General features: G+C 38.7%; 23 protein-coding genes. 19 read left to right on the top strand and 4 right to left on the bottom strand.

What is annotated here, in order from left to right; translation table 11 throughout:
- Window positions 1-386: 386 nt before the first annotated feature.
- From RHS_RS08385 to RHS_RS08345, 10 genes are all read left to right on the top strand, one after another.
- Window positions 387-1,166, top strand: a complete 780-nt coding sequence (locus RHS_RS08385) for a Ku protein (protein WP_027294566.1) — start codon at window positions 387-389, stop codon at window positions 1,164-1,166.
- Window positions 1,167-2,090, top strand: a complete 924-nt coding sequence (locus RHS_RS08380; RefSeq protein ID WP_047832914.1) for an RNA ligase family protein — start codon at window positions 1,167-1,169, stop codon at window positions 2,088-2,090.
- A gap of 149 nt (window positions 2,091-2,239) precedes the next feature.
- Window positions 2,240-2,398: a hypothetical protein gene (locus tag RHS_RS30615; RefSeq protein ID WP_156042926.1), complete on the top strand. Its 159-nt coding sequence runs from the start codon at window positions 2,240-2,242 to the stop codon at window positions 2,396-2,398.
- 492 nt (window positions 2,399-2,890) lie between these two features.
- A complete protein-coding gene (locus RHS_RS08370; RefSeq protein ID WP_027294563.1) occupies window positions 2,891-3,262 on the top strand; it encodes an iron chaperone in 372 nt (123 codons plus the stop codon).
- A 13-nt stretch (window positions 3,263-3,275) separates the two neighbouring features.
- Window positions 3,276-3,812 carry a dihydrofolate reductase family protein gene (locus RHS_RS08365; protein ID WP_047832913.1) on the top strand — a complete coding sequence of 179 codons (537 nt, stop codon included), beginning with the start codon at window positions 3,276-3,278 and terminating at the stop codon, window positions 3,810-3,812.
- A gap of 179 nt (window positions 3,813-3,991) precedes the next feature.
- Entirely contained in the window at window positions 3,992-4,570 is a 579-nt protein-coding gene (locus RHS_RS08360) for a TetR/AcrR family transcriptional regulator (RefSeq protein ID WP_047832912.1), read from the top strand.
- Between the two features lie 356 nt (window positions 4,571-4,926).
- The gene (locus RHS_RS08355) at window positions 4,927-5,874 is read left to right on the top strand and encodes an ATP-binding cassette domain-containing protein (protein ID WP_047832911.1); all 948 of its coding nucleotides are present in this window, start codon (window positions 4,927-4,929) and stop codon (window positions 5,872-5,874) included.
- Entirely contained in the window at window positions 5,867-6,637 is a 771-nt protein-coding gene (locus RHS_RS08350) for an ABC transporter permease (protein WP_047832910.1), read from the top strand. The genes RHS_RS08355 and RHS_RS08350 overlap by 8 nt, the downstream gene beginning before the upstream one ends.
- A gap of 218 nt (window positions 6,638-6,855) precedes the next feature.
- The gene (locus RHS_RS30610) at window positions 6,856-6,939 is read left to right on the top strand and encodes a GNAT family N-acetyltransferase (RefSeq protein WP_394910221.1); all 84 of its coding nucleotides are present in this window, start codon (window positions 6,856-6,858) and stop codon (window positions 6,937-6,939) included.
- Window positions 6,940-7,025: 86 nt separating this feature from the next.
- Window positions 7,026-7,580, top strand: coding sequence for a GNAT family N-acetyltransferase (locus RHS_RS08345; RefSeq protein ID WP_047832909.1), 555 nt, complete (start codon window positions 7,026-7,028; stop codon window positions 7,578-7,580).
- A gap of 49 nt (window positions 7,581-7,629) precedes the next feature.
- On the opposite strand, the gene RHS_RS08340 is transcribed toward RHS_RS08345, so the two are convergent.
- Window positions 7,630-9,024: a PLP-dependent aminotransferase family protein gene (locus tag RHS_RS08340; protein WP_047832908.1), complete on the bottom strand. Its 1,395-nt coding sequence runs from the start codon at window positions 9,022-9,024 to the stop codon at window positions 7,630-7,632.
- A gap of 174 nt (window positions 9,025-9,198) precedes the next feature.
- Here RHS_RS08340 and RHS_RS08335 point away from each other — a divergent pair, with 174 nt between their 5' ends.
- On the top strand, window positions 9,199-9,681 hold the full coding sequence (locus RHS_RS08335; RefSeq protein WP_047832907.1) for a peptide deformylase: 483 nt from the start codon (window positions 9,199-9,201) through the stop codon (window positions 9,679-9,681).
- Window positions 9,678-10,376: an aspartate/glutamate racemase family protein gene (locus tag RHS_RS08330; RefSeq protein ID WP_047832906.1), complete on the top strand. Its 699-nt coding sequence runs from the start codon at window positions 9,678-9,680 to the stop codon at window positions 10,374-10,376. The genes RHS_RS08335 and RHS_RS08330 overlap by 4 nt, the downstream gene beginning before the upstream one ends.
- 12 nt (window positions 10,377-10,388) lie before the next feature.
- On the opposite strand, the gene RHS_RS08325 is transcribed toward RHS_RS08330, so the two are convergent.
- Window positions 10,389-10,721, bottom strand: a complete 333-nt coding sequence (locus tag RHS_RS08325; RefSeq protein WP_044295121.1) for a helix-turn-helix domain-containing protein — start codon at window positions 10,719-10,721, stop codon at window positions 10,389-10,391.
- Between the two features lie 226 nt (window positions 10,722-10,947).
- Here RHS_RS08325 and RHS_RS08320 point away from each other — a divergent pair, with 226 nt between their 5' ends.
- On the top strand, window positions 10,948-11,496 hold the full coding sequence (locus tag RHS_RS08320; RefSeq protein WP_044295414.1) for a flavodoxin family protein: 549 nt from the start codon (window positions 10,948-10,950) through the stop codon (window positions 11,494-11,496).
- 590 nt (window positions 11,497-12,086) lie between these two features.
- Here RHS_RS08320 and RHS_RS30605 read toward each other — a convergent pair.
- Both RHS_RS30605 and RHS_RS30600 read right to left on the bottom strand, forming a co-directional pair.
- The gene (locus RHS_RS30605; RefSeq protein WP_334295878.1) at window positions 12,087-12,182 is read right to left on the bottom strand and encodes a hypothetical protein; all 96 of its coding nucleotides are present in this window, start codon (window positions 12,180-12,182) and stop codon (window positions 12,087-12,089) included.
- A gap of 36 nt (window positions 12,183-12,218) precedes the next feature.
- Window positions 12,219-12,284 carry a DUF6783 domain-containing protein gene (locus tag RHS_RS30600; RefSeq protein ID WP_394910230.1) on the bottom strand — a complete coding sequence of 22 codons (66 nt, stop codon included), beginning with the start codon at window positions 12,282-12,284 and terminating at the stop codon, window positions 12,219-12,221.
- Between the two features lie 184 nt (window positions 12,285-12,468).
- Between RHS_RS30600 and RHS_RS08315 the strand changes: the two genes are divergently transcribed.
- The 6 genes from RHS_RS08315 to RHS_RS08295 all read left to right on the top strand — a co-directional run bounded on the left by RHS_RS08315 (window position 12,469) and on the right by RHS_RS08295 (window position 17,481).
- Window positions 12,469-13,878: a cation:dicarboxylate symporter family transporter gene (locus RHS_RS08315; protein ID WP_047832905.1), complete on the top strand. Its 1,410-nt coding sequence runs from the start codon at window positions 12,469-12,471 to the stop codon at window positions 13,876-13,878.
- A gap of 184 nt (window positions 13,879-14,062) precedes the next feature.
- Entirely contained in the window at window positions 14,063-14,350 is a 288-nt protein-coding gene (locus RHS_RS08310; protein WP_047832904.1) for a metalloregulator ArsR/SmtB family transcription factor, read from the top strand.
- 16 nt (window positions 14,351-14,366) lie between these two features.
- Window positions 14,367-15,602, top strand: coding sequence for an MFS transporter (locus RHS_RS08305; RefSeq protein ID WP_047832903.1), 1,236 nt, complete (start codon window positions 14,367-14,369; stop codon window positions 15,600-15,602).
- Window positions 15,599-15,781 (top strand): DUF6783 domain-containing protein, encoded by a 183-nt coding sequence (locus tag RHS_RS30595; RefSeq protein WP_395021805.1) that lies wholly within the window; start codon window positions 15,599-15,601, stop codon window positions 15,779-15,781. The genes RHS_RS08305 and RHS_RS30595 overlap by 4 nt, the downstream gene beginning before the upstream one ends.
- Window positions 15,782-15,832: 51 nt before the next feature.
- Window positions 15,833-16,579 carry an ABC transporter ATP-binding protein gene (locus RHS_RS08300; protein WP_395021803.1) on the top strand — a complete coding sequence of 249 codons (747 nt, stop codon included), beginning with the start codon at window positions 15,833-15,835 and terminating at the stop codon, window positions 16,577-16,579.
- Window positions 16,576-17,481, top strand: a complete 906-nt coding sequence (locus RHS_RS08295; RefSeq protein WP_027294551.1) for an ABC transporter permease — start codon at window positions 16,576-16,578, stop codon at window positions 17,479-17,481. Before RHS_RS08300 ends, RHS_RS08295 begins: the two co-directional genes overlap by 4 nt.
- The last annotated feature ends 385 nt before the right edge of the window (window positions 17,482-17,866 follow it).

The raw sequence follows: 17,866 nt of genomic DNA, 5'->3' as shown, positions 1-17,866 counted from the left end.
GCTTTGTAGCTGGAGATGGTGTACGGAAAGAGAAGGTGGCGAACCATGGCAAGGGGTACAGTTCATTTACTTACCTTTCCGGAGTGTTTTTTGGCGGATAGTATTCGACTGGCTCCCATCGGATACTAAGCGGGTACTGAACCGAGAAATGCATCAGGATTTCTCGGTGAATGCCCGCGTGCCGCCAAAAAGCGCTTCGGAAAGGTTAGAAAATACCAGTTCTGCGGCCAGCTGACGGAGCCCATACCAGTTTCCCACTCCCATCTTTCCGTTGCACTATCTCCATCTACAAAGCGTCCCTTCCTCAGCTAAACCCAAATTTAAGATCTTTTATACATAAAAATAATGACAGTTGCTAATGCTAAAAAATAAAAAGGGGTGTTTTTATGGCAGTAGCACACAAGGGCAGTATATCTATGGGACTGGTTTTAATACCGATTGGAATGTATAAATCAACCATAGATAATGACATTCATTTTAACCAGTTAGATAAAGAGAGCAAGGCTCGGATCAGATATAAAAAATACTGCAGTCACTGTGGCAAAGAGGTAACTTCTCAGGACATTGTCAAAGGTTATGAATACGAAAAGGATAAATACGTCATTATGACGGATGAAGACCTGGAGAAAATTAAGACGAAGAGGGACAAAACGATTCATATCATACAATTTGCCAAAATCAGTGAAGTTGATATGATTTATTATGAAAAAGATTATTATGCTATACCGGACACAGGGGCAGAAAAAGCTTATGAGTTATTGCGTCAGGCATTGCTCGCCCAGAAGAAAGTTGCTATTGCAAAATCAGTCATGGGAACAAACGAAAAATTGTTGGTATTATACCCAACGAAAGAGGGTATGATTGTGAAAACGTTATATTACCATGATGAAATTGCTGCGGTACCAAAACAGATACCGAAAATGCAATTGGAAAAAAACGAATTGGATATGGCAAAACTTTTAATCGAAAATATGACGAAACCTTTTGTCGCTGCTGAATTCCATGATGAGTACCAGGCAAGACTGCGGGAAGCTATTATGAAAAAGATACAGGGTCAGGAAATTGTGACAGCGGATCAGGGAACTGATGGCAATAATATTATTAATTTAATGGATGCTTTGGAAAAAAGTCTGGAAATTACACAAAACCAGCAGGGAATGGCATAAATGGATATTTTCAATGACCGCAGCGTAGAACCGATGCTCATATCTGAGATGCGGGATCCCTTTAATAATCCTAATTGGATTTACGAATTAAAATTGGATGGCAGCCGTTGTATTGCATATCTGGATCGAAAGAGCGTGGAATTAAGAAATAAGCGGAATATGCTTCTTTTACAAAAGTTTCCGGAACTCAAAGAGATATTTAAACTGGTTACCGATCAGTGTATTCTGGATGGGGAGTTAGTTGTTTTAAAAAACGGAGTCCCCGATTTCTACGAGCTGCAGCGGAGAAGTCTGCTTTCTGACCAGTTTAAAATAGAACTGGCTTCGAGAAGGTATCCGGCTTCTTTTGTCGCTTATGATTGTCTCTATTATGGGGGCAGGCAAATAACACTAGAACCACTATTAGAAAGAAAAGAATACTTAAAAAAATCTTTTGGTGCAGAAACGGCTAAATTTGCAATTTCAAGATTTATACCGGAAAACGGCATTGGGCTATATAATATAGCAGACCAGAAAAAACTGGAGGGTGTAGTAGCTAAACGCTCAGACAGCCTGTATTTCATGGGGAAGCGGACAAAGGATTGGATTAAGTTTAAACGAATGGCAGATGAAGATTATATTGTCACCGGATATATAGTGAAAAAAGAGAATACCTTTAGTATTATTTTGGGCAGATTTAAAAATAACAGGCTGCTATATAAGGGACATGTTACCTCCGGAGTAACAACGGAGGTTATAAAAAGCCTGAATCCGGTATCCAACAATCCATTTTCCATATTGCCAAAAGGAAATGAAGACGCTATATGGGTTACGTTTAAGGTGTGTACCATTGAATACATGCCGAATACAAGAGATGCTATGAGACAGCCGGTATGGAAGGGGTTCCGGGATGATATATTTCCGGAAGAAGTAACGGAAGATTAAAATTCAACAACTAGAGGGTCAGTGGAGTAAGCAAGTCAAGGAGTTCTCTTATTAAATGTAACATTTTGAAGGAACAGGTGGCCGAAGACCAGAAATGCAGTTTTCGGCCTTTGCTTACGTAACTATTAATTCTTTTAACGCAGGGGCTTATGTATAAACTTGGAATCAGAATACTGGAAGTATATTTTAAAAGGCTTTTCCCCCACATAATCAAAGATATTACGGTACATATAGATTATGGTCCGGTATTTACGAAGATCATTATACTGGACCTGGTGCCGTGCAGTGATGCCGGATACAGCATTTAATATTTGCCTTTCAAAGGTCACATTTCGCACGATAGCGTGTACTATACAATTACCATTTTGATCTATATTATGTTCAGAATCAATTAGTACATATTCCGGGTCCTTCAGGTATGCAGTTTCTATGGGGATGCGTATGATTGAAGCAAATATGAGTATAAGGATAAAAATTCTCCAGAAAGGTGTTATTGTCAGTTTTCTGTATATTTTAGTCCTGCGCTGGAAATTTAAATTGCCGGCTGGTTTAGTTAAGGCATTGTCTTTTTTATTTTCCATAGTGGTTCCCTCCAATGTATTGATATTTTATCATAACAAACAGGTGGTTTAATATGGTAAAATATGGTAATGGAATTTTGGAGTAATTACGCTAAGGAAAAATCTTACTTCAAAATTTGGAATGCAGTAAGTGCTAGTATAAACAGAATGATTTTCTATTTCCTGGACATAATTAAATACGAACGACTGGATAGAAATCATTTGGAACGGAGGAATGAAATGGAACCTTTTGCAGAGTATCTGGAAGCCATTGGCGATGAGGGGCATCGCGACCGTATACGGGAAGTTTTGAACTGGGTGAAACATAAATTTCCAAATCTGGAATCTAAAATCGCATGGAATCAGCCGATGTTTACGGATCATGGAACATTTATTATCGGGTTTAGTATATCAAAACAGCATTTTGCTGTTTCTCCTGAAGTCAGAGGAATTGATGAATTTTCGGAAGAAATAATAAAATCCGGATATAGCCATGGTAAAAATATATTTCGGATCAAGTGGGATGATCCAATTGATTATCCACTGTTAGAGCGTATGATACAGTACAATATAAAGGATAAAGAAGACTGCACAGCTTTTTGGAGAAAATAAATGGGAGGAACACATGCGAAAAGTAATTTTATTTATTGCCATGAGCCTTGACGGCTATATTGCAGGAAAAGACGGAAATATCGACTGGCTGTGTGGACAAGAACCTGCCGCGGACGATATGGTCAGCTATTTTGAGTTTATCAAAGGAATTGACACGGTGATCATAGGATGGAAGACCTATCATCAGATAGTGACAGAATTGTCTCCGGACGATTGGATGTACAAAGACCTGACAAGTTATGTGATTACGCATAAGGAAATTCATGATACAGAAAATATTAAATTTGTAAATGAGAGTGTCTGTGAGCTTGTAAAAAATTTAAAAGAGGAACCAGGGAAAGATATTTGGATCTGTGGTGGCGCAACAGTTATTCAGCCGCTTGTTCAAGAAAATTTAATTGATAAATTTCATATCTCTATTATCCCCACAATTTTAGGTAATGGAATTCGTCTGTTTGAAATAACAGAAGGTGAAAGACAAAAACAATTGAAATTAATTAAATCACAAAGTTATAATGGGATTACAGACGTAATCTATGAATTGAGATAAATTTGTTTTGTTGTTTTTGATGTTATTGCACCTGAAAAAATCAGAAAACATCTCTTTGGGGATGTTTTTGTCTTATGCCTATTTTTCTTGAGGAATAGCGATTTGACAGATACAGAAAGTTTTGATATACTTAGCACAAGATAAAACAGTGAGTAAATACTCAATGAAAGGAGAATGTAATGACAACACGGGCAGAACAAAAAGCAAAACGAGAAGAAGAGATTTTAATTGCATCTATAGAACTTTTTATAAAAAAAGGATATGCATCCACAAAAACAAGTGAAATATCGAAATCTATAAATATAAGTGAAGGATTGCTTTTTCATTATTTCAAAACAAAAGAAATCCTATTGGAGACCCTGGTAGATATTGCACTGCAGAAAAGTGACACTTGGACAGGCCTTGAAAATCTGGATCCAATTACTTACTTTGAACAAGTTGCCGAATCTGTATTGCGCTGCTTAAAAGAGGATGAAATGGGATCGAAATTTTTTATTCTTGTAGCACAGCTAAAACAAAGTGAAGGTATTCCAAAACATATCTATGAGAAAGTGAAATCCAGGGAGCAAGATGCTGATAAAATAGCTGAAATCATTAAAAGAGGGCAGCAGATGGGCACAATTCGACAAGGTAACCCTTATGCTTTGACTTATTTATTTAGCAACACTTTACAGGCAATAGCGGTGCAGTATGCTTTACATAGCAAAATGCCGTTTCCGGAAGTTGAATGGATTGTTGATATGTTAAGAAATCATTAAAACTAAATATAGTTATAAATTTAAAAGCCGTTTGTTCTAAAAGAGCAGGCGGCTTATTGTATTTAGCAAACAAATCCTTATAGTGACGGGGTTTAGAGATAAAAAGTGGAAAATTAAGGAATGGTATTTTACCGGTTGACAGATATTAAAAGCTTTGATATACTGATGAAGTAATTACTCAACGAGTTAATACTCAATGAGTGTGAACTTGAAGTAATGATAGTAAAGAACTACATAAGAAGATCATATTCCGAAGATAGATAGAAATTATATTTAACGGATGTGAGCCTTTTGCATTAAGAAGAGAAAAAATTACTTTCACAAAGATGTTCAAATAAAAATAAGGAGGATTTAGAATGGATAATTACGAATTTGCAATAAAAGTGAGTGAATTAAAAAAGTCTTATAGAGAAAAAGACGTTTTAAAAGGAGTTACATTTGAAGTTCAGAAAGGCACCATTTTCTGTCTGCTGGGATCGAATGGAGCCGGTAAAACAACAACCGTGAAAATCTTAGCAACATTGCTTCAGATGGATAGCGGAACTGTTTTCGTCTGCGGACAAAATGTAAAAAAGGATGGGGCGCAGGTTAGAAAAAAGATCAGCCTGACCGGACAGTTTGCAGCTGTGGATGAAATACTGAGCGGGAGGGAAAATATGGAGATGGTTGCCCGGTTGAGCCATATCAAAAATTATAAGATGCAGGCAGATAAATTGTTAAGAGATTTCCAGTTGGAAGATGCGGCAGATAAGCGGACTTCCACTTACTCCGGAGGAATGCGCAGGAGGTTAGATATCGCAATGAGTCTATTAGGAAATCCTTCCGTTATATTTTTGGATGAACCGACAACCGGTCTTGACCCACAAAGCAGAAATGCAATGTGGAACATTATTCAAAAGCTTAAAGAGAGTGGAGTTACCATCTTTTTGACCACCCAGTATTTAGAAGAGGCGGAAGAACTTGCTGATCGGGTTGCAATCTTGCATGAGGGTGTTATTATTGCAAATGGCAGTGTGGAAGAGATTAAGAAGTTATCATCCAGCGAATATATTCTATTTACTTTAAAACATCGTGAAAATTTGCAAAAGATGAAAAAATTGTTTTCAGAGGATATAACAGCGGTGGATGAAGATAACTTGACGGTGACGATAGAAATAACTGGTGGAATGAAACAAATAACAAATATATTTACAACAATGGAACAGTATGGGGTAATTTCTTCCTCATTTACGCAGAAGAAAGCAACATTAGAAGATGTATTCCTTAATTTAGTGGATGGGCAAAGGAGAATAGTACATGAATAAAATAGCACTTAGTTTAAATGACACGTTTACAATGGTTTCAAGAAGTATGAAACATACAACCAGGCATGTTGAAATATTAATCATGACAGCGGTTTTGCCTTTGGCGCAGTTATTGATGCTTGTGTTTATCATAGGGGGTTCGATGGATATTGGAGACTTCTCCTATCTGGATTATATTCTGCCGGGTATCTTATTAATGTCAATAGCAAGCAGTGCTTCCATGACAGCCATTTCAGTTAAAGAAGATATGACTAAGGGAATTATGGATCGGTTTCGTACGATGGATATTGGTAAAACAGCCGTATTAAATGGTCATATGGCTGCAACTTTATTAAGATGTGCCATTACAGCACTGGTAGTTTTAAGCGTCGCGGTGTTAATCGGATTTCGGTCTAATGCCGGTTTTATAAATTATTTAACGGTCTTTATGGTTGTATTTATTTTTACGCTGATGTATACGTGGGCGGCGATTGTCTGGGGACTTTTTTGTCCCAGCTTAGAGGCGGTAAGTGCATTTACTTATATCGGAATGCTTCTTCCTTATGTCAGTTCCTGCTTTGTACCTGTGGATACTTTGCCGGCGGCCATTCAGGTCTTTGCAGAGAACCAGCCATTTACACCGATAGCAGACAGCCTCAGGGGATTGCTTCTGGGTTTTGATACTGGAAATAGTATTATTATAGCGATAGTCTGGTGTCTGGGATTGTTTGTAGTGTTCTATATCTGCTCTTTGAAAATTTATCACAAAAGAGCAAATAAGTAGGGGCGGTTTTATCCGGTAAGGAAAGGAAGATAAGAGGGTGGCTAAGGATTTTCATTAAATTATCTGTTTTTCATTCTGTGAATCTGGTATAATAATAAAAATATAAATTTTTTACAATCATGATGCTGCAGGGAGAGAAGTTATAATATTGGTTCGTGAACTGGATAGAAATGAATTGGAATATGGTATAAATTTAGATTGGCGCGTGTTTTTAGAGTTTGAGGCTCCGGATTACAGTTAATGCTTCTCCGTTTGCAATTCCTGTTTATCATAAACTTGGATTCGTAGATACAGATACGTAAAAAGTTACAAATGGTTTGATGTATACACCAATGGAAATTAGTCTGTTAGAGGTTCATGGCAGCGCGCAAGAAAGGGAGGAATGCTTATGATAAATCTGGAAACTAGTCGTCTTATATTAAGAGATTATAGTGAAAAAGATGAGGAACTTTATTATCGGCTGAAAAGTCATGATAAAACAATGTATTACCTGCAGGATATTAAGATTCATTCTGCCAGCGAGGCGAGAGAAGAGTTTCAAAATATGCTTCAGGATATGAATTCGAAAGACAGAAAATTCTATTTTCTTCACATGATGTTAAAAGGTTCCGGGCAGCAGGTAGGAAGTATTGGTTATACCGTTATGGATCATACACCCGTAGGGAAACTTGTGCATTTGGGATATTTCACGTATCCTGAGTTTTGGGGGAATGGGTACACAACAGAAGCCTTAGAGAAAGTACTTGAATTTGCATTTGCTGAAAACGGGGTATACCGAATTACAACGGGTTGTTTGGAAGAGAACAAAGGTTCAGAAAAGGTTATGATAAACTGTGGATTGGTGAAAGAAGCGGAACACGTAGATTGGGAATGGCATGATGGTAAAATGAAAACACGGTTGGAATATCGATTGCTAAAGCAGGAATGGAAACGTAATAAGTGAAGGAAAAAGATTTTTAATATATCAGGAGTCCATTTAAAAAGGGCTCCTTTTACTTTTGCGGCCATTCTAAGAGAGTTTCTTTTATTATATTAAGTCCCATTGCCAGATCTTCATGACGATCAGGAGAGCAGACAGCCAGGCGGACAGCCGGAATAAGATTGCTGTTTCCTACTAAAAAACGTTCACTGCAAAACACATGTACGCCCTTCTTTTTTAAACAAATTTCCAACTCATGACTATTAATAGGTTTACGGAGTGTCAGCCAGCGAAACTGGCTTCTTTGGTTTCCCCAAAGTTCATTTCCGGCTAATATGTTTTCTGTAATTCTATTTCTTTTTTTGATTTCCTGAATCTTATCCGTAATAATGTTCCCTGCCAAACCAGTTTGAATTAACTGTGAGGCAAGTTCAGTTTCAATAGGTGATGACATAACATTAATATTTCTGATTCCAGTCAGCAGGCTTTCGCGAAAAATAAGGGGTGTAACCATAAAAGATATTCTTAACCCGGCTGACAGAGCATTAGAAAGTGTGCAAATATGAATGGTTTGATCGGGTATTAATTCATACAGAGAAATGCCTGGCTTTTCGGATAAAAAGGTATAGGTGCCATCTTCAATATTAATCAGTGCGTATTTTTCTATAATGCTGCTCAACTGGGAGCGTTCATTTATATCCATTGTGACAGTCGTTGGATTATGGAAATCGGGTATCACATATATTCCCTTTATACGCTCTGTCCTGCATACCTGTTCTAAATATTTTAGATCCATTTGTTTGCCCAGATAAGGAATAGGAACCAGTATGATTCCCAGCATATTTGCAATATTTTTAATTCCCGGGTAAGTAAGGGAGTTTGTAACAATTTTATCACCGTAGTGAAAGAGTGAAGCTAATACAACCGTTAAGGAATTCTGTAATCCGGATGTGATTAAAATATTTTCTGACTTCGTATGAATGCCCAGCATTTTCAGCCATTGGCAGGCACTTTCTTTTTGCGGCAGACTTCCTGAAATATCGGAGTATTTTAGTATGTTATCAATATTTACCTTGGATGGAAGCCTTTTTAGCATCTGCGTAATATATTTATTTTGCTGATATAGCGGATGAGATGCGCCAAGGTTAATACAATTGAAATCTTCGATCTCGTGTAACATCGGAAGATTTGCGCTTACATCGGAAGCAACGTAGGTTCCTCTGCCGATGGTTCCGCTGATTAAGCCCTTTGCTTCACATAATTTAAATGCTCTCGTAATCGTACTCAGGTTAACATCCAGATAATCAGCTAACTCCCTTTGGGGAGGCAGCTTATCATTAGGACGCAAAATTCCCGCACCGATATCTTTTTCTAATGCAGCTGCGATAGTAAGATATACTGGCTTTTTTTCTTTATTTAGTTTTGGCCTCCAGCTCATAGGATAATTTTCAAATGAATTAACCGGCATAAATTCCACCTCTCACAAATAATTGTTCTGCATACAATTTTAGCATTGAAACCATACAATATCAAGAGTTATAATTTGGGGGTAGACAGCCAGACTTAGTCCTTCCGCAGAAGGAATGTGAGCATTGGTGCAAAGAATTTGAAACGAACTTTATAGTAAAAGAGGATAAAGAATATGGTAAAAGAAATATTGCTGCTTGGGGATAAACGATTATATCAAAAAAGTGAATCAGTACAAATGGGTAAGGATCTGGATCCTATTATCGCCGATCTGCATGACACCTTAATGGATTTTAGAATCAGGTATCAGGCGGGGCGTGCTATTGCAGCACCACAAATCGGAGTAGGGGAACGTATTATTTATATGCATCTGGATTCCCCCACAGTCTTTATTAACCCGGAACTGGAATTTCTTGACGGCGAAGAAATGGAAGTTCTGGATGATTGCATGTCTTTTCCTGATTTATATGTAAGAGTAAAAAGGCACAAACGCTGTATCATAAAATATTTTGATACAGGCTGGAAGAAAAGGGAGATGATTTTAGAGGGGGATCTGGCAGAATTATTACAGCACGAATATGATCATTTGGACGGTATACTTGCAACTATGAGAGCAATAGACAATAAAGCATTTTACATGAGAGGGGAGATAATATGAAAAAGTTAGGGATACTTGGTGGCATCAGCTCAGCTTCCACGGCAGAATATTATAAAAAAATATTGAATTTGTATTATGGAAAATTTCAGAATTATTATTACCCGGAGATAGTGATAGAGAGTCTTAATTTCCAGTATTTTACCGACCTTGAAAATCAGAACCGCTTGGATGAATATTTAAATTACATTAAAAAAGGAATTGTAAATTTAAAAAATGCAGGTGCAGACATAGTAATCATGGCTGCCAACTCTCCCCATTCGGTATATGGTTTACTGGAAAAGGAACTTGAAATACCAATTTTAAATATTGTGGATTCTGTAGCGAAACAGGCACAGGCACTGAAGATGAGAAAGCTGCTTTTGACCGGAATACGGTATACAATGAACCATTCCTTTTATAAGGACAGAATGAAGAAATATGGGATTGAAATGATATCGCCGGATGAAAAACATCAGAATATAATTAATCATATCATTTTTGATGAATTGGTAATAAATAAAATTAATCAACAATCTCAGAGGAAATTTATCGAGATTGTTGATTATTACAAGAAAGAATATGGAATTCAGGGGGTAGTCTTAGGGTGTACAGAACTGCCCCTGTTGGCGGAGGGGTTGGAAGCACCCGTACCATTTCTGGATTCTCTGGAATTGCATTGCTTGGATACTTTGGCGTATATTTTACTCCCGGAATGAAGTGAATGATAATTATAGCCGATTCTTTTCTCCCCATTCACACATTCCGTCCAGAATTGGTATCAGGGATTTTCCGCGTTCTGTCAGGCTGTATTCTACTTTGGGTGGAATCTGCGGGTATTCTTTCCGGTTGACAAGCTGATCATTTTCCAGTTCTTTTAATGTGGAACTAAGGGTTTTATAAGAAATTGTACCGATATATTTTTTCATTTCATTAAATCTCACGATGCCATATTCCATCAAAGTATATAGGATTGTCATTTTATATTTTCCGTTAATCAGTGACAGGGTATAGCTGAAACCTGTTCCTTCTAAATTTGAATCTGAGATACATTCCAAACCCATATTTACACTCTCCTTAAGGTAAGTATTATACATAATTGTTAGTATCGCACTTTTATGTGCGTACTTGTTTTAAGTATAGTTCTGGGTATAATTATATTGTAGATAAAAGAAAAAGTCAATTCCGGAGGAGCCAGTAAATGTAATTTCTAAAATGAAATTCGAACAATTAGCAAATGTTTATTCCGGAGCAGGCAGTAAGCGTATAATGAAAATGGAGGATACCGTAATGGGAAAGAAAATAATTATATTAAATGGAAGTCCAAGACAAAAAGGAAATACGGCAGGATTAATTGAAGCATTTACGAAAGGGGCAGAAAGTTCAGGAAACACCGTGATGAGATTTGATCTGCAGAAGATGAATATTCATCCATGCCTGGGCTGTTATGGCGGAGGAAAAAATCCGGATAGCCCTTGCGTGCAAAAGGATGATATGGATCAGATTTATCCCTATTACATAGATGCAGATGTGGTAGTGCTTGCAACGCCGCTTTATTACTGGTCCATGAGCGGACAATTAAAATGTGCGTTTGACCGTTTGTTTGCAGTTGCAGAATGTGATTCCGGTTATAACAATCCGAAAAAAGATAGTATTCTTTTGATGGCAGCAGAGGGGAACGGATTTGATGAGACGGTATACTGGTATGACCATTTAAGCCAACATATCGGATGGAAAGACCTGGGCCGGGTACTTGCCGGTGGTGTTATGAATGTAGGTGATATCAACGGAAGCGAGAAACTCACAGAAGCCGAAAATTTAGGGGCATCTATTTCATAGGAAAGATGAAGAGTAGAAAATATTGTAAATTTGAATTTAGCTGATTAAGACGCTTTGTAGATGTAGGTAGTGTACGGAAAGAGAAGGGGACGGACCAGGACATTGGTTTGGAAGGCTTACCGCAGAACTGGCATTTTCTAACCTTCCCGGAGCACTTTTTGGCGGCACGCGGGCATTCGCTCCGAAATCCTGATGCATTTCGCAGCTCACTGCCCGCTTAGTATCCGATGGGAGCCAGTCGAATACTATCCGCCAAAAAGCACTTCGGGAAGGTAAGTAAATGCTCAGCTCTGCTATACGCCTTCCAAACCAATGTCCTGGTCCGCCCCCTTCTCTTTCCGAGATAGCATTCGTTGATACAAAGCTGGTTTTCTCAGCATGATGGGACCCTGGGGTTGTGGCATGCCGGACGTGATTGGCGTAAAGCTACTGATGTAAAGCAACTGATCTTGAGAACGGCATTTGTTTTTCATTCCGCGATTAGAAAAAGAAGTAGACGTTATCTTCTTTTATGCATAAACAGCCAAAAATATACTGCAATCCATCCAATAAAGAACAGCCAGCCACACCCATCTTTCTGTACACTACTATCATTTACAAAGCGTCCCCTTCTCAGCTAAATCCAAATTTAAGATGAAATTATTTGCTGTAGTACTGGAGCGTGTTTTAAAATTCATTCCTGCCATCTGCACGCCCCACTTTGCGGCATATTTGCCCCGAATTCAGGTTGCGTAGCCCGCTACGCGCCCTTCATCCGGGACAAATCTACCACAAACTGTGACGCACATCTGTCAGAAAGCAATTTTCAAACACGCTTTAGGAGTATAGAGTTAAATTAGAAAAATTCTTGTCCATTATAAGACGATATGTTACAATGGGGAAGTTGTATGCATCACCTTATTAATGGGCATTATAATTAGAAACATTATATGACACAGCAAGATAATCTTTTATTAAAGGAAGTAGATAAAAATGGATAATGTATTTTTTAAAGAATTTTTGATGTTAAGTGATATTCGAACACTGCTTTGTCTGGGGCTATTAGTTGCTTTATTCATAGTTATGAACAGAATTCAAAAGCGAAAGGTAAGCTTTTCCAAAAGAATGATTATTGGTACCGTATTCGGATTGGTGCTGGGACTGATAGTACAGGCTATATCTGGATTTGTTAATCAGCCGATGGATATTACTTTCGTTGCGGAAACCACAAAGTGGTATGGGTTATTTGGCAACGGATTTATAGATCTGATCAGAATGCTGGTTGTACCGTTGGTTATGGTATCGATTATCCATGTGATTATCAACATGCAAAAAGATGCCAACATTGGTAAACTGACTAAGAATACCATTGTTGTAACTATGGTAATGGTTATTATAGCTGTTGTGGTAGGCCTTTGCGTAGGCATCCTGTTCAAAGTTGGAACAGGGATGTCGACTACTGCTGAAGCAGTAGAGATGAAAGAAATTAAAACAGTAGTAGATACCTTGAGAGGATTACTGCCTGCTAATCCGGCACAGGCAATGGTGGATGTAAATATTATTGCATTGGTGATTGTAGCTGTATTTTTTGGCCTGGGAGCCAAAAGAATGTCCAAAAAATACTTTGATGTTGTAAAGCCATTTTTGGATTTGATTAATGCACTGCATAAAATTATTATGAGTATAGCCATGACAATTATCAAATATATGCCATATGCAGTAATTGCTTTACTGGCTAATACGATTGCCCAAAAGGGTATTGAAAGTATTTTGGAAGTGGGTATTTTTATTGCAGCCCTTTATACAGCGGTGGCAATTATGTTTATCATCCAGTTGATTACTTTGGTGATATTTGGTGTGAATCCGGGGATTTATCTTAAAAAAGGTATCTCTGTTATGATTCTGGCATTTACTTCAAGGTCCAGCGTAGGTTCCCTGCCCCTTACCATTGAAACCCTAACGGATAAAATGGGCGTAAATGACGGCACAGCCAATTTTGTTGCCGGTTTTGGTACAACTGCGGGTATGCAGGGATGTGCAGGAGTATTTCCGGCATTGCTCCTTATATTTGTGGCTAATGTAAATGGTATGCCTATAGATATTACTTTTATTGCAATGTCCATTATTGTTGTTACTTTAGGTTCGTTGGGAATCGCAGGAATACCGGGAACAGCCACCATGGCAGCCTCCGTTGCCCTGTCAGGTGTGGGTCTGGCATCTTCCTTTCCGGTAGTCAGCCCGATTCTGGCAATCGATCCTATCATTGACATGGGAAGGACACTGCTTAATGTGACTGGATCTATGGTTAATGCCATTGTCGTAGACAGAACATTAGGTCAAATGAATATGGAAAAATTTAAGGATATGAATACAGAAGTTATACCGGAAAGTAGGAAAGAGTAGTAAAATTGATAAGGTGAATAAGCAGCAAAGAAGATGTGCCATGCAGGATGCGGCACATCTTCTTTTTGGAGAATGAAATAGGCGGGCCTGCCCCGTCTGTTTTTATGTTACATATCACATTGACATTTTTCGATATGACGTTTATACTTAGATATATCGAAAAAAATGAATGTGAGGTGTTTTTATGGGGAACTATGAGAATGAAGCAAAAGTTTTTAAAGCTTTTTGCGATGAGAATCGGTTACAGATATTAGAAATGCTCCGCAGCGGGGAAAAATGCGGATGCAGGCTTCTGGCTGAACTGGATATTAGTCAGTCAACCCTGTCTCATCATATGAAAATCTTATGTGATTCCGGAGTTGTCTCCGGGAGGAAGGTTGGAAAATGGACACATTATTCTATCAGCAGGCAGGGCAGTGAAAGAGCAGGCATGCTTCTTAGGGAATTGACAAAAACTGAGGGTACAGAATAAGAGGTTAATAAATAATATGAAACATATGAAACCATGGAAGAAAAATTTTTTTACTATATGGAGCGGGCAGGCAGTTTCTCAATTTTCCAGTTCTGTTTTACAATTTGCTATCGTCTGGTATTTAACGGATGTGACAGGTTCTGCGTTAGTACTATCGGCAGCCATGCTAATGGGTTTTCTGCCCCAGGGGATTTTAGGACCGTTTATCGGTGTGTATATTGACCGCTATCAACGAAAAAAAATTATGATTATATCTGATCTTTTGATTTCTGCAGCCAGTTTTGTCCTGGTTATTGCTGGGGTGTTCGGATTCCTTTCAACAGGGGTTATTTTGGCTGTTTTGCTGGTACGCTCGATTGGTTCCGCTTTTCATACACCGTGCCTGCAGGCGGTAACACCTCAGATTGTTCCAGCGGATCAGCTGACTCGCTGTGCGGGATATTCTCAGTCACTGCAATCTGTTTCACAGATATTCAGCCCTGTATTGGCGGCTGTACTTTATCAGATATGGAGCCTGAGTGGAATTATTTTTTTAGATGTTATTGGAGCGCTGATTGCAGTATTCACATTGATAATCAGTTATATTCCAGCGTTAGAAAAAGGTGAAGAGACAAAAAGACTGACCGTAATACGTGAAATGCTGGAAGGTTTTCGGATTTTACGTACAAATAAAGGAATGCTTGGGCTGGTATTAATCAGCGCATTATATACTTTGGCACTGATGCCCACCAGTGCATTGTTTCCCTTAATGAGCATGTCCTATTTTGGAGGAACAAGCACCTATGCAAGTATTGTTGAGGTTATTTTTTCAGTAGGGCTGCTGATCGGTTCTTTAATTTTAAGCAGGTGGGGCGGGACAAAAAACAAAGTTTACACGATTATAGGTTCTTATCTGTTAATGAGTGCGAGCCTTTTTGCTTCCGGATTGCTTCCTCAGAATGGATTTGTCGCTTTTACCATATTTTCTTGTATGATGGGAATATCCGGACCGTTTTATTGGGGAATGTATACACCGCTACTGCAAAGTAAATTTGATGCTAAATATTTGGGAAGAGTGATGTCTCTGTCAGGCAGTATTATGGTAATCACATCACCGATAGGACTTTCTTTGTCCGGAGTATTTGCAGAGGCATTTGGGGTAGAGAAATGGTTTTTGGTAGCTGGTACATTGACTTTCCTGGCGGCAGTACTGTGCCTGTGTATTCCAGCCATTCGTAACTGTGATAAAGATACGGTCACAGAGCGTGTTTGAAAATTCATTCCAGCTATCTGCATGCCCCACTTCGCGGCATATTTGCCCCGAATTCAGGTTACGTAGCCCGCTACGCGCCCTTCATCCGGGTCAAATCTCCCACAAAGTGTGACGCAGAGCTGCCAGAAAGTAATTTTAAAACACGCTCCAGGAGAGGAAGAAACAGGCAATATGAATGAATAATACCATCAGTCTGCTCATATACCATAGGTAGAAGTGAGGTGGTATGAATGGAAGATTGTCTGTCGGTAAATGGGCTTAGTAAAGCCTATGGCAAAAAGAAAATAGTCAAATCTCTGGAATTCCAGGTGAAACAGGGACAAGTGCTGGCATTTTTGGGGCCAAATGGTGCGGGGAAAAGTACAACCATGAATATGATTGGAACCCTTCTTGCCAAAACAGATGGGAAAATATATATTGACAACAAAGATATGGACACTGATAAAAATGAGATTAAGAGAAAAATCGGTATGGTTTTCCAGGAAGATGTACTGGATGGGGATTTGACGATCTATCAGAATCTGTGGTTTAGAGGGGGATTGTACTGGAAACGTGACAGCGAATTGAAGAAACAGATTGGTGAGCTGATTCATTTGCTGGACATGGAAAAGATTCAGAATCAAAAATACGGGGAATGTTCCGGCGGACAGCGAAGACTGGCACAGATTGCCCGTGCATTAATATCTAAACCCAGACTGCTGATTCTGGATGAACCCACTACCGGTCTGGACCCGGTTACCAGACAAAATGTCTGGGATGTGCTGCTAAAGCTGAAAGAGCAGCTGCAGATGACGATATTTTATACCACACACTATCTGGATGAAGCGTCCTATGCAGATACACTTTGTATTTTAAAAGATGGTAAAATAGCTGCTTGCGGAAGTCTGAGACAGATTCAGTCAAAATGGAAAAACAGTCTGAAAACGCCGGATTTGGACGAAATATATTTTCAATTGTTAAAAGGAGAAGCATTATGAGAAGCTTGCGGTTTCTGGTACAGAGAAATATAGCTTTATTCTTAAATAACCGGATGAATATAATGCTGTCTTTTGCTTCCATACCGGTAGTAATCAGTCTGTATACTTTTTTTCTCAGAGATTTTCTGACTGATATGGTAAGCCAGACAGGGATCAGCCCGTTTTATGTACAGCAGTTAACCGACCGTATGATGTTTGCCGGTCTTTTGATTGTTATTAATACCACCACTTGCTTTGGTATCATTCAGATTTGTGTCAATGACATGGGAACCGGCATACGAAAAGATTTTCTGGTTGCACCGGTTTCACCATTTTCTATTTTGTCCGGTTATTGGTTTACCAGTATGCTGGTTTCCTGCATTTTTACAGTGCTGACAGCTTTGGGCGGTGAAGTCTTTTTTTCATTTCAGTACAGCAGTACCCTGCCTGTGTTCAGACAGTTGAAAATTCTCATGATTATTATGTTTTCATCCTGTGTTAATTCGGGAATCCTATTGTGTTTTGCACACAAATTAAAAAGTACCACTACATTTTCTACCTTTGCCAATCTTTATGGTACAGTAATAGGTTTTCTGGCTGGAGCCTATCTGCCTTATTATTTTTATCCGGCTTGGATGAAATCCATATTGCTGTGGTTTCCGCCCACTCAGCTGACCAGTATTATCAGACGGGAATACATAAGTATTGCAAATAATTGGGTAGAAAATGGGAACAACCCGGATTTTCTGGGAACGGTGTATCAGAATTTTGGTGTGGAATTAATTCATAACAGCCGAATTCTGTCCGTATTGCAGCAATGGTCCATACTGATATTGGCACTGGCTGTCATACTACTCTATTTATGGGTTTGCAGCTATGAGAGAGTTCCATGCAGTAATACAGGGAAGAGTTTTCATGATTGATTATGCAGTAAATTTTCCAATTCAATACCCAGGCTGTTTTTCATAATTTCTAATTCTTTGTTACTGGGCCGGTTATTATCGGAATACATTTTATCGTGAGGCAGCAGCCAGACAGGGCCTTTATTCGGGGTATCTCCTGAAACCCTTGGGAATATATGCTAATGCTAATGTGCATCTCCATTTCCAAATAATTCATAATTGAGCTTTTCTGGCATAAATGCATGAAAAGCTGCTTCACCAACTAAGGACATTCATCTATGGCTGCTTTAACGCACGTTTGCTCTGAATCGTAACCATTTTTCAGAACATCAGAATTCAAAATTCTGGGGGGTAAGAGCCTTCCAGGAACAGGCATATACACATTTTAGGCAGCCGCCTCTGGAAA

The organism is Robinsoniella sp. RHS, from assembly GCF_001029355.1.
Classification (GTDB): domain Bacteria; phylum Bacillota; class Clostridia; order Lachnospirales; family Lachnospiraceae; genus Robinsoniella; species Robinsoniella peoriensis.
The sequence above is the reverse complement of the archived record's forward strand: the minus strand, read 5'-3'. Positions and strand labels throughout refer to the sequence as shown.

What these genes read in the sequence shown, in the direction of transcription:
- RHS_RS08305 (WP_047832903.1), top strand. Translation starts at nt 14,367, where the DNA reads ATGAAACATATGAAACCATGGAAGAAAAATTTTTTTACTATATGGAGC.
- RHS_RS08345 (WP_047832909.1), top strand. Translation starts at nt 7,026, where the DNA reads ATGATAAATCTGGAAACTAGTCGTCTTATATTAAGAGATTATAGTGAA.
- RHS_RS30615 (WP_156042926.1), top strand. Translation starts at nt 2,240, where the DNA reads ATGTATAAACTTGGAATCAGAATACTGGAAGTATATTTTAAAAGGCTT.
- RHS_RS08330 (WP_047832906.1), top strand. Translation starts at nt 9,678, where the DNA reads ATGAAAAAGTTAGGGATACTTGGTGGCATCAGCTCAGCTTCCACGGCA.
- RHS_RS08295 (WP_027294551.1), top strand. Translation starts at nt 16,576, where the DNA reads ATGAGAAGCTTGCGGTTTCTGGTACAGAGAAATATAGCTTTATTCTTA.
- RHS_RS08355 (WP_047832911.1), top strand. Translation starts at nt 4,927, where the DNA reads ATGGATAATTACGAATTTGCAATAAAAGTGAGTGAATTAAAAAAGTCT.
- RHS_RS08300 (WP_395021803.1), top strand. Translation starts at nt 15,833, where the DNA reads ATGGAAGATTGTCTGTCGGTAAATGGGCTTAGTAAAGCCTATGGCAAA.
- RHS_RS08340 (WP_047832908.1), bottom strand. Translation starts at nt 9,024, where the DNA reads ATGCCGGTTAATTCATTTGAAAATTATCCTATGAGCTGGAGGCCAAAA.
- RHS_RS08315 (WP_047832905.1), top strand. Translation starts at nt 12,469, where the DNA reads ATGGATAATGTATTTTTTAAAGAATTTTTGATGTTAAGTGATATTCGA.
- RHS_RS08360 (WP_047832912.1), top strand. Translation starts at nt 3,992, where the DNA reads ATGACAACACGGGCAGAACAAAAAGCAAAACGAGAAGAAGAGATTTTA.
- RHS_RS08370 (WP_027294563.1), top strand. Translation starts at nt 2,891, where the DNA reads ATGGAACCTTTTGCAGAGTATCTGGAAGCCATTGGCGATGAGGGGCAT.
- RHS_RS08365 (WP_047832913.1), top strand. Translation starts at nt 3,276, where the DNA reads ATGCGAAAAGTAATTTTATTTATTGCCATGAGCCTTGACGGCTATATT.
- RHS_RS08320 (WP_044295414.1), top strand. Translation starts at nt 10,948, where the DNA reads ATGGGAAAGAAAATAATTATATTAAATGGAAGTCCAAGACAAAAAGGA.
- RHS_RS08380 (WP_047832914.1), top strand. Translation starts at nt 1,167, where the DNA reads ATGGATATTTTCAATGACCGCAGCGTAGAACCGATGCTCATATCTGAG.
- RHS_RS08385 (WP_027294566.1), top strand. Translation starts at nt 387, where the DNA reads ATGGCAGTAGCACACAAGGGCAGTATATCTATGGGACTGGTTTTAATA.
- RHS_RS08325 (WP_044295121.1), bottom strand. Translation starts at nt 10,721, where the DNA reads ATGGGTTTGGAATGTATCTCAGATTCAAATTTAGAAGGAACAGGTTTC.
- RHS_RS08335 (WP_047832907.1), top strand. Translation starts at nt 9,199, where the DNA reads ATGGTAAAAGAAATATTGCTGCTTGGGGATAAACGATTATATCAAAAA.
- RHS_RS30605 (WP_334295878.1), bottom strand. Translation starts at nt 12,182, where the DNA reads ATGGCAGGAATGAATTTTAAAACACGCTCCAGTACTACAGCAAATAAT.
- RHS_RS08350 (WP_047832910.1), top strand. Translation starts at nt 5,867, where the DNA reads ATGAATAAAATAGCACTTAGTTTAAATGACACGTTTACAATGGTTTCA.
- RHS_RS08310 (WP_047832904.1), top strand. Translation starts at nt 14,063, where the DNA reads ATGGGGAACTATGAGAATGAAGCAAAAGTTTTTAAAGCTTTTTGCGAT.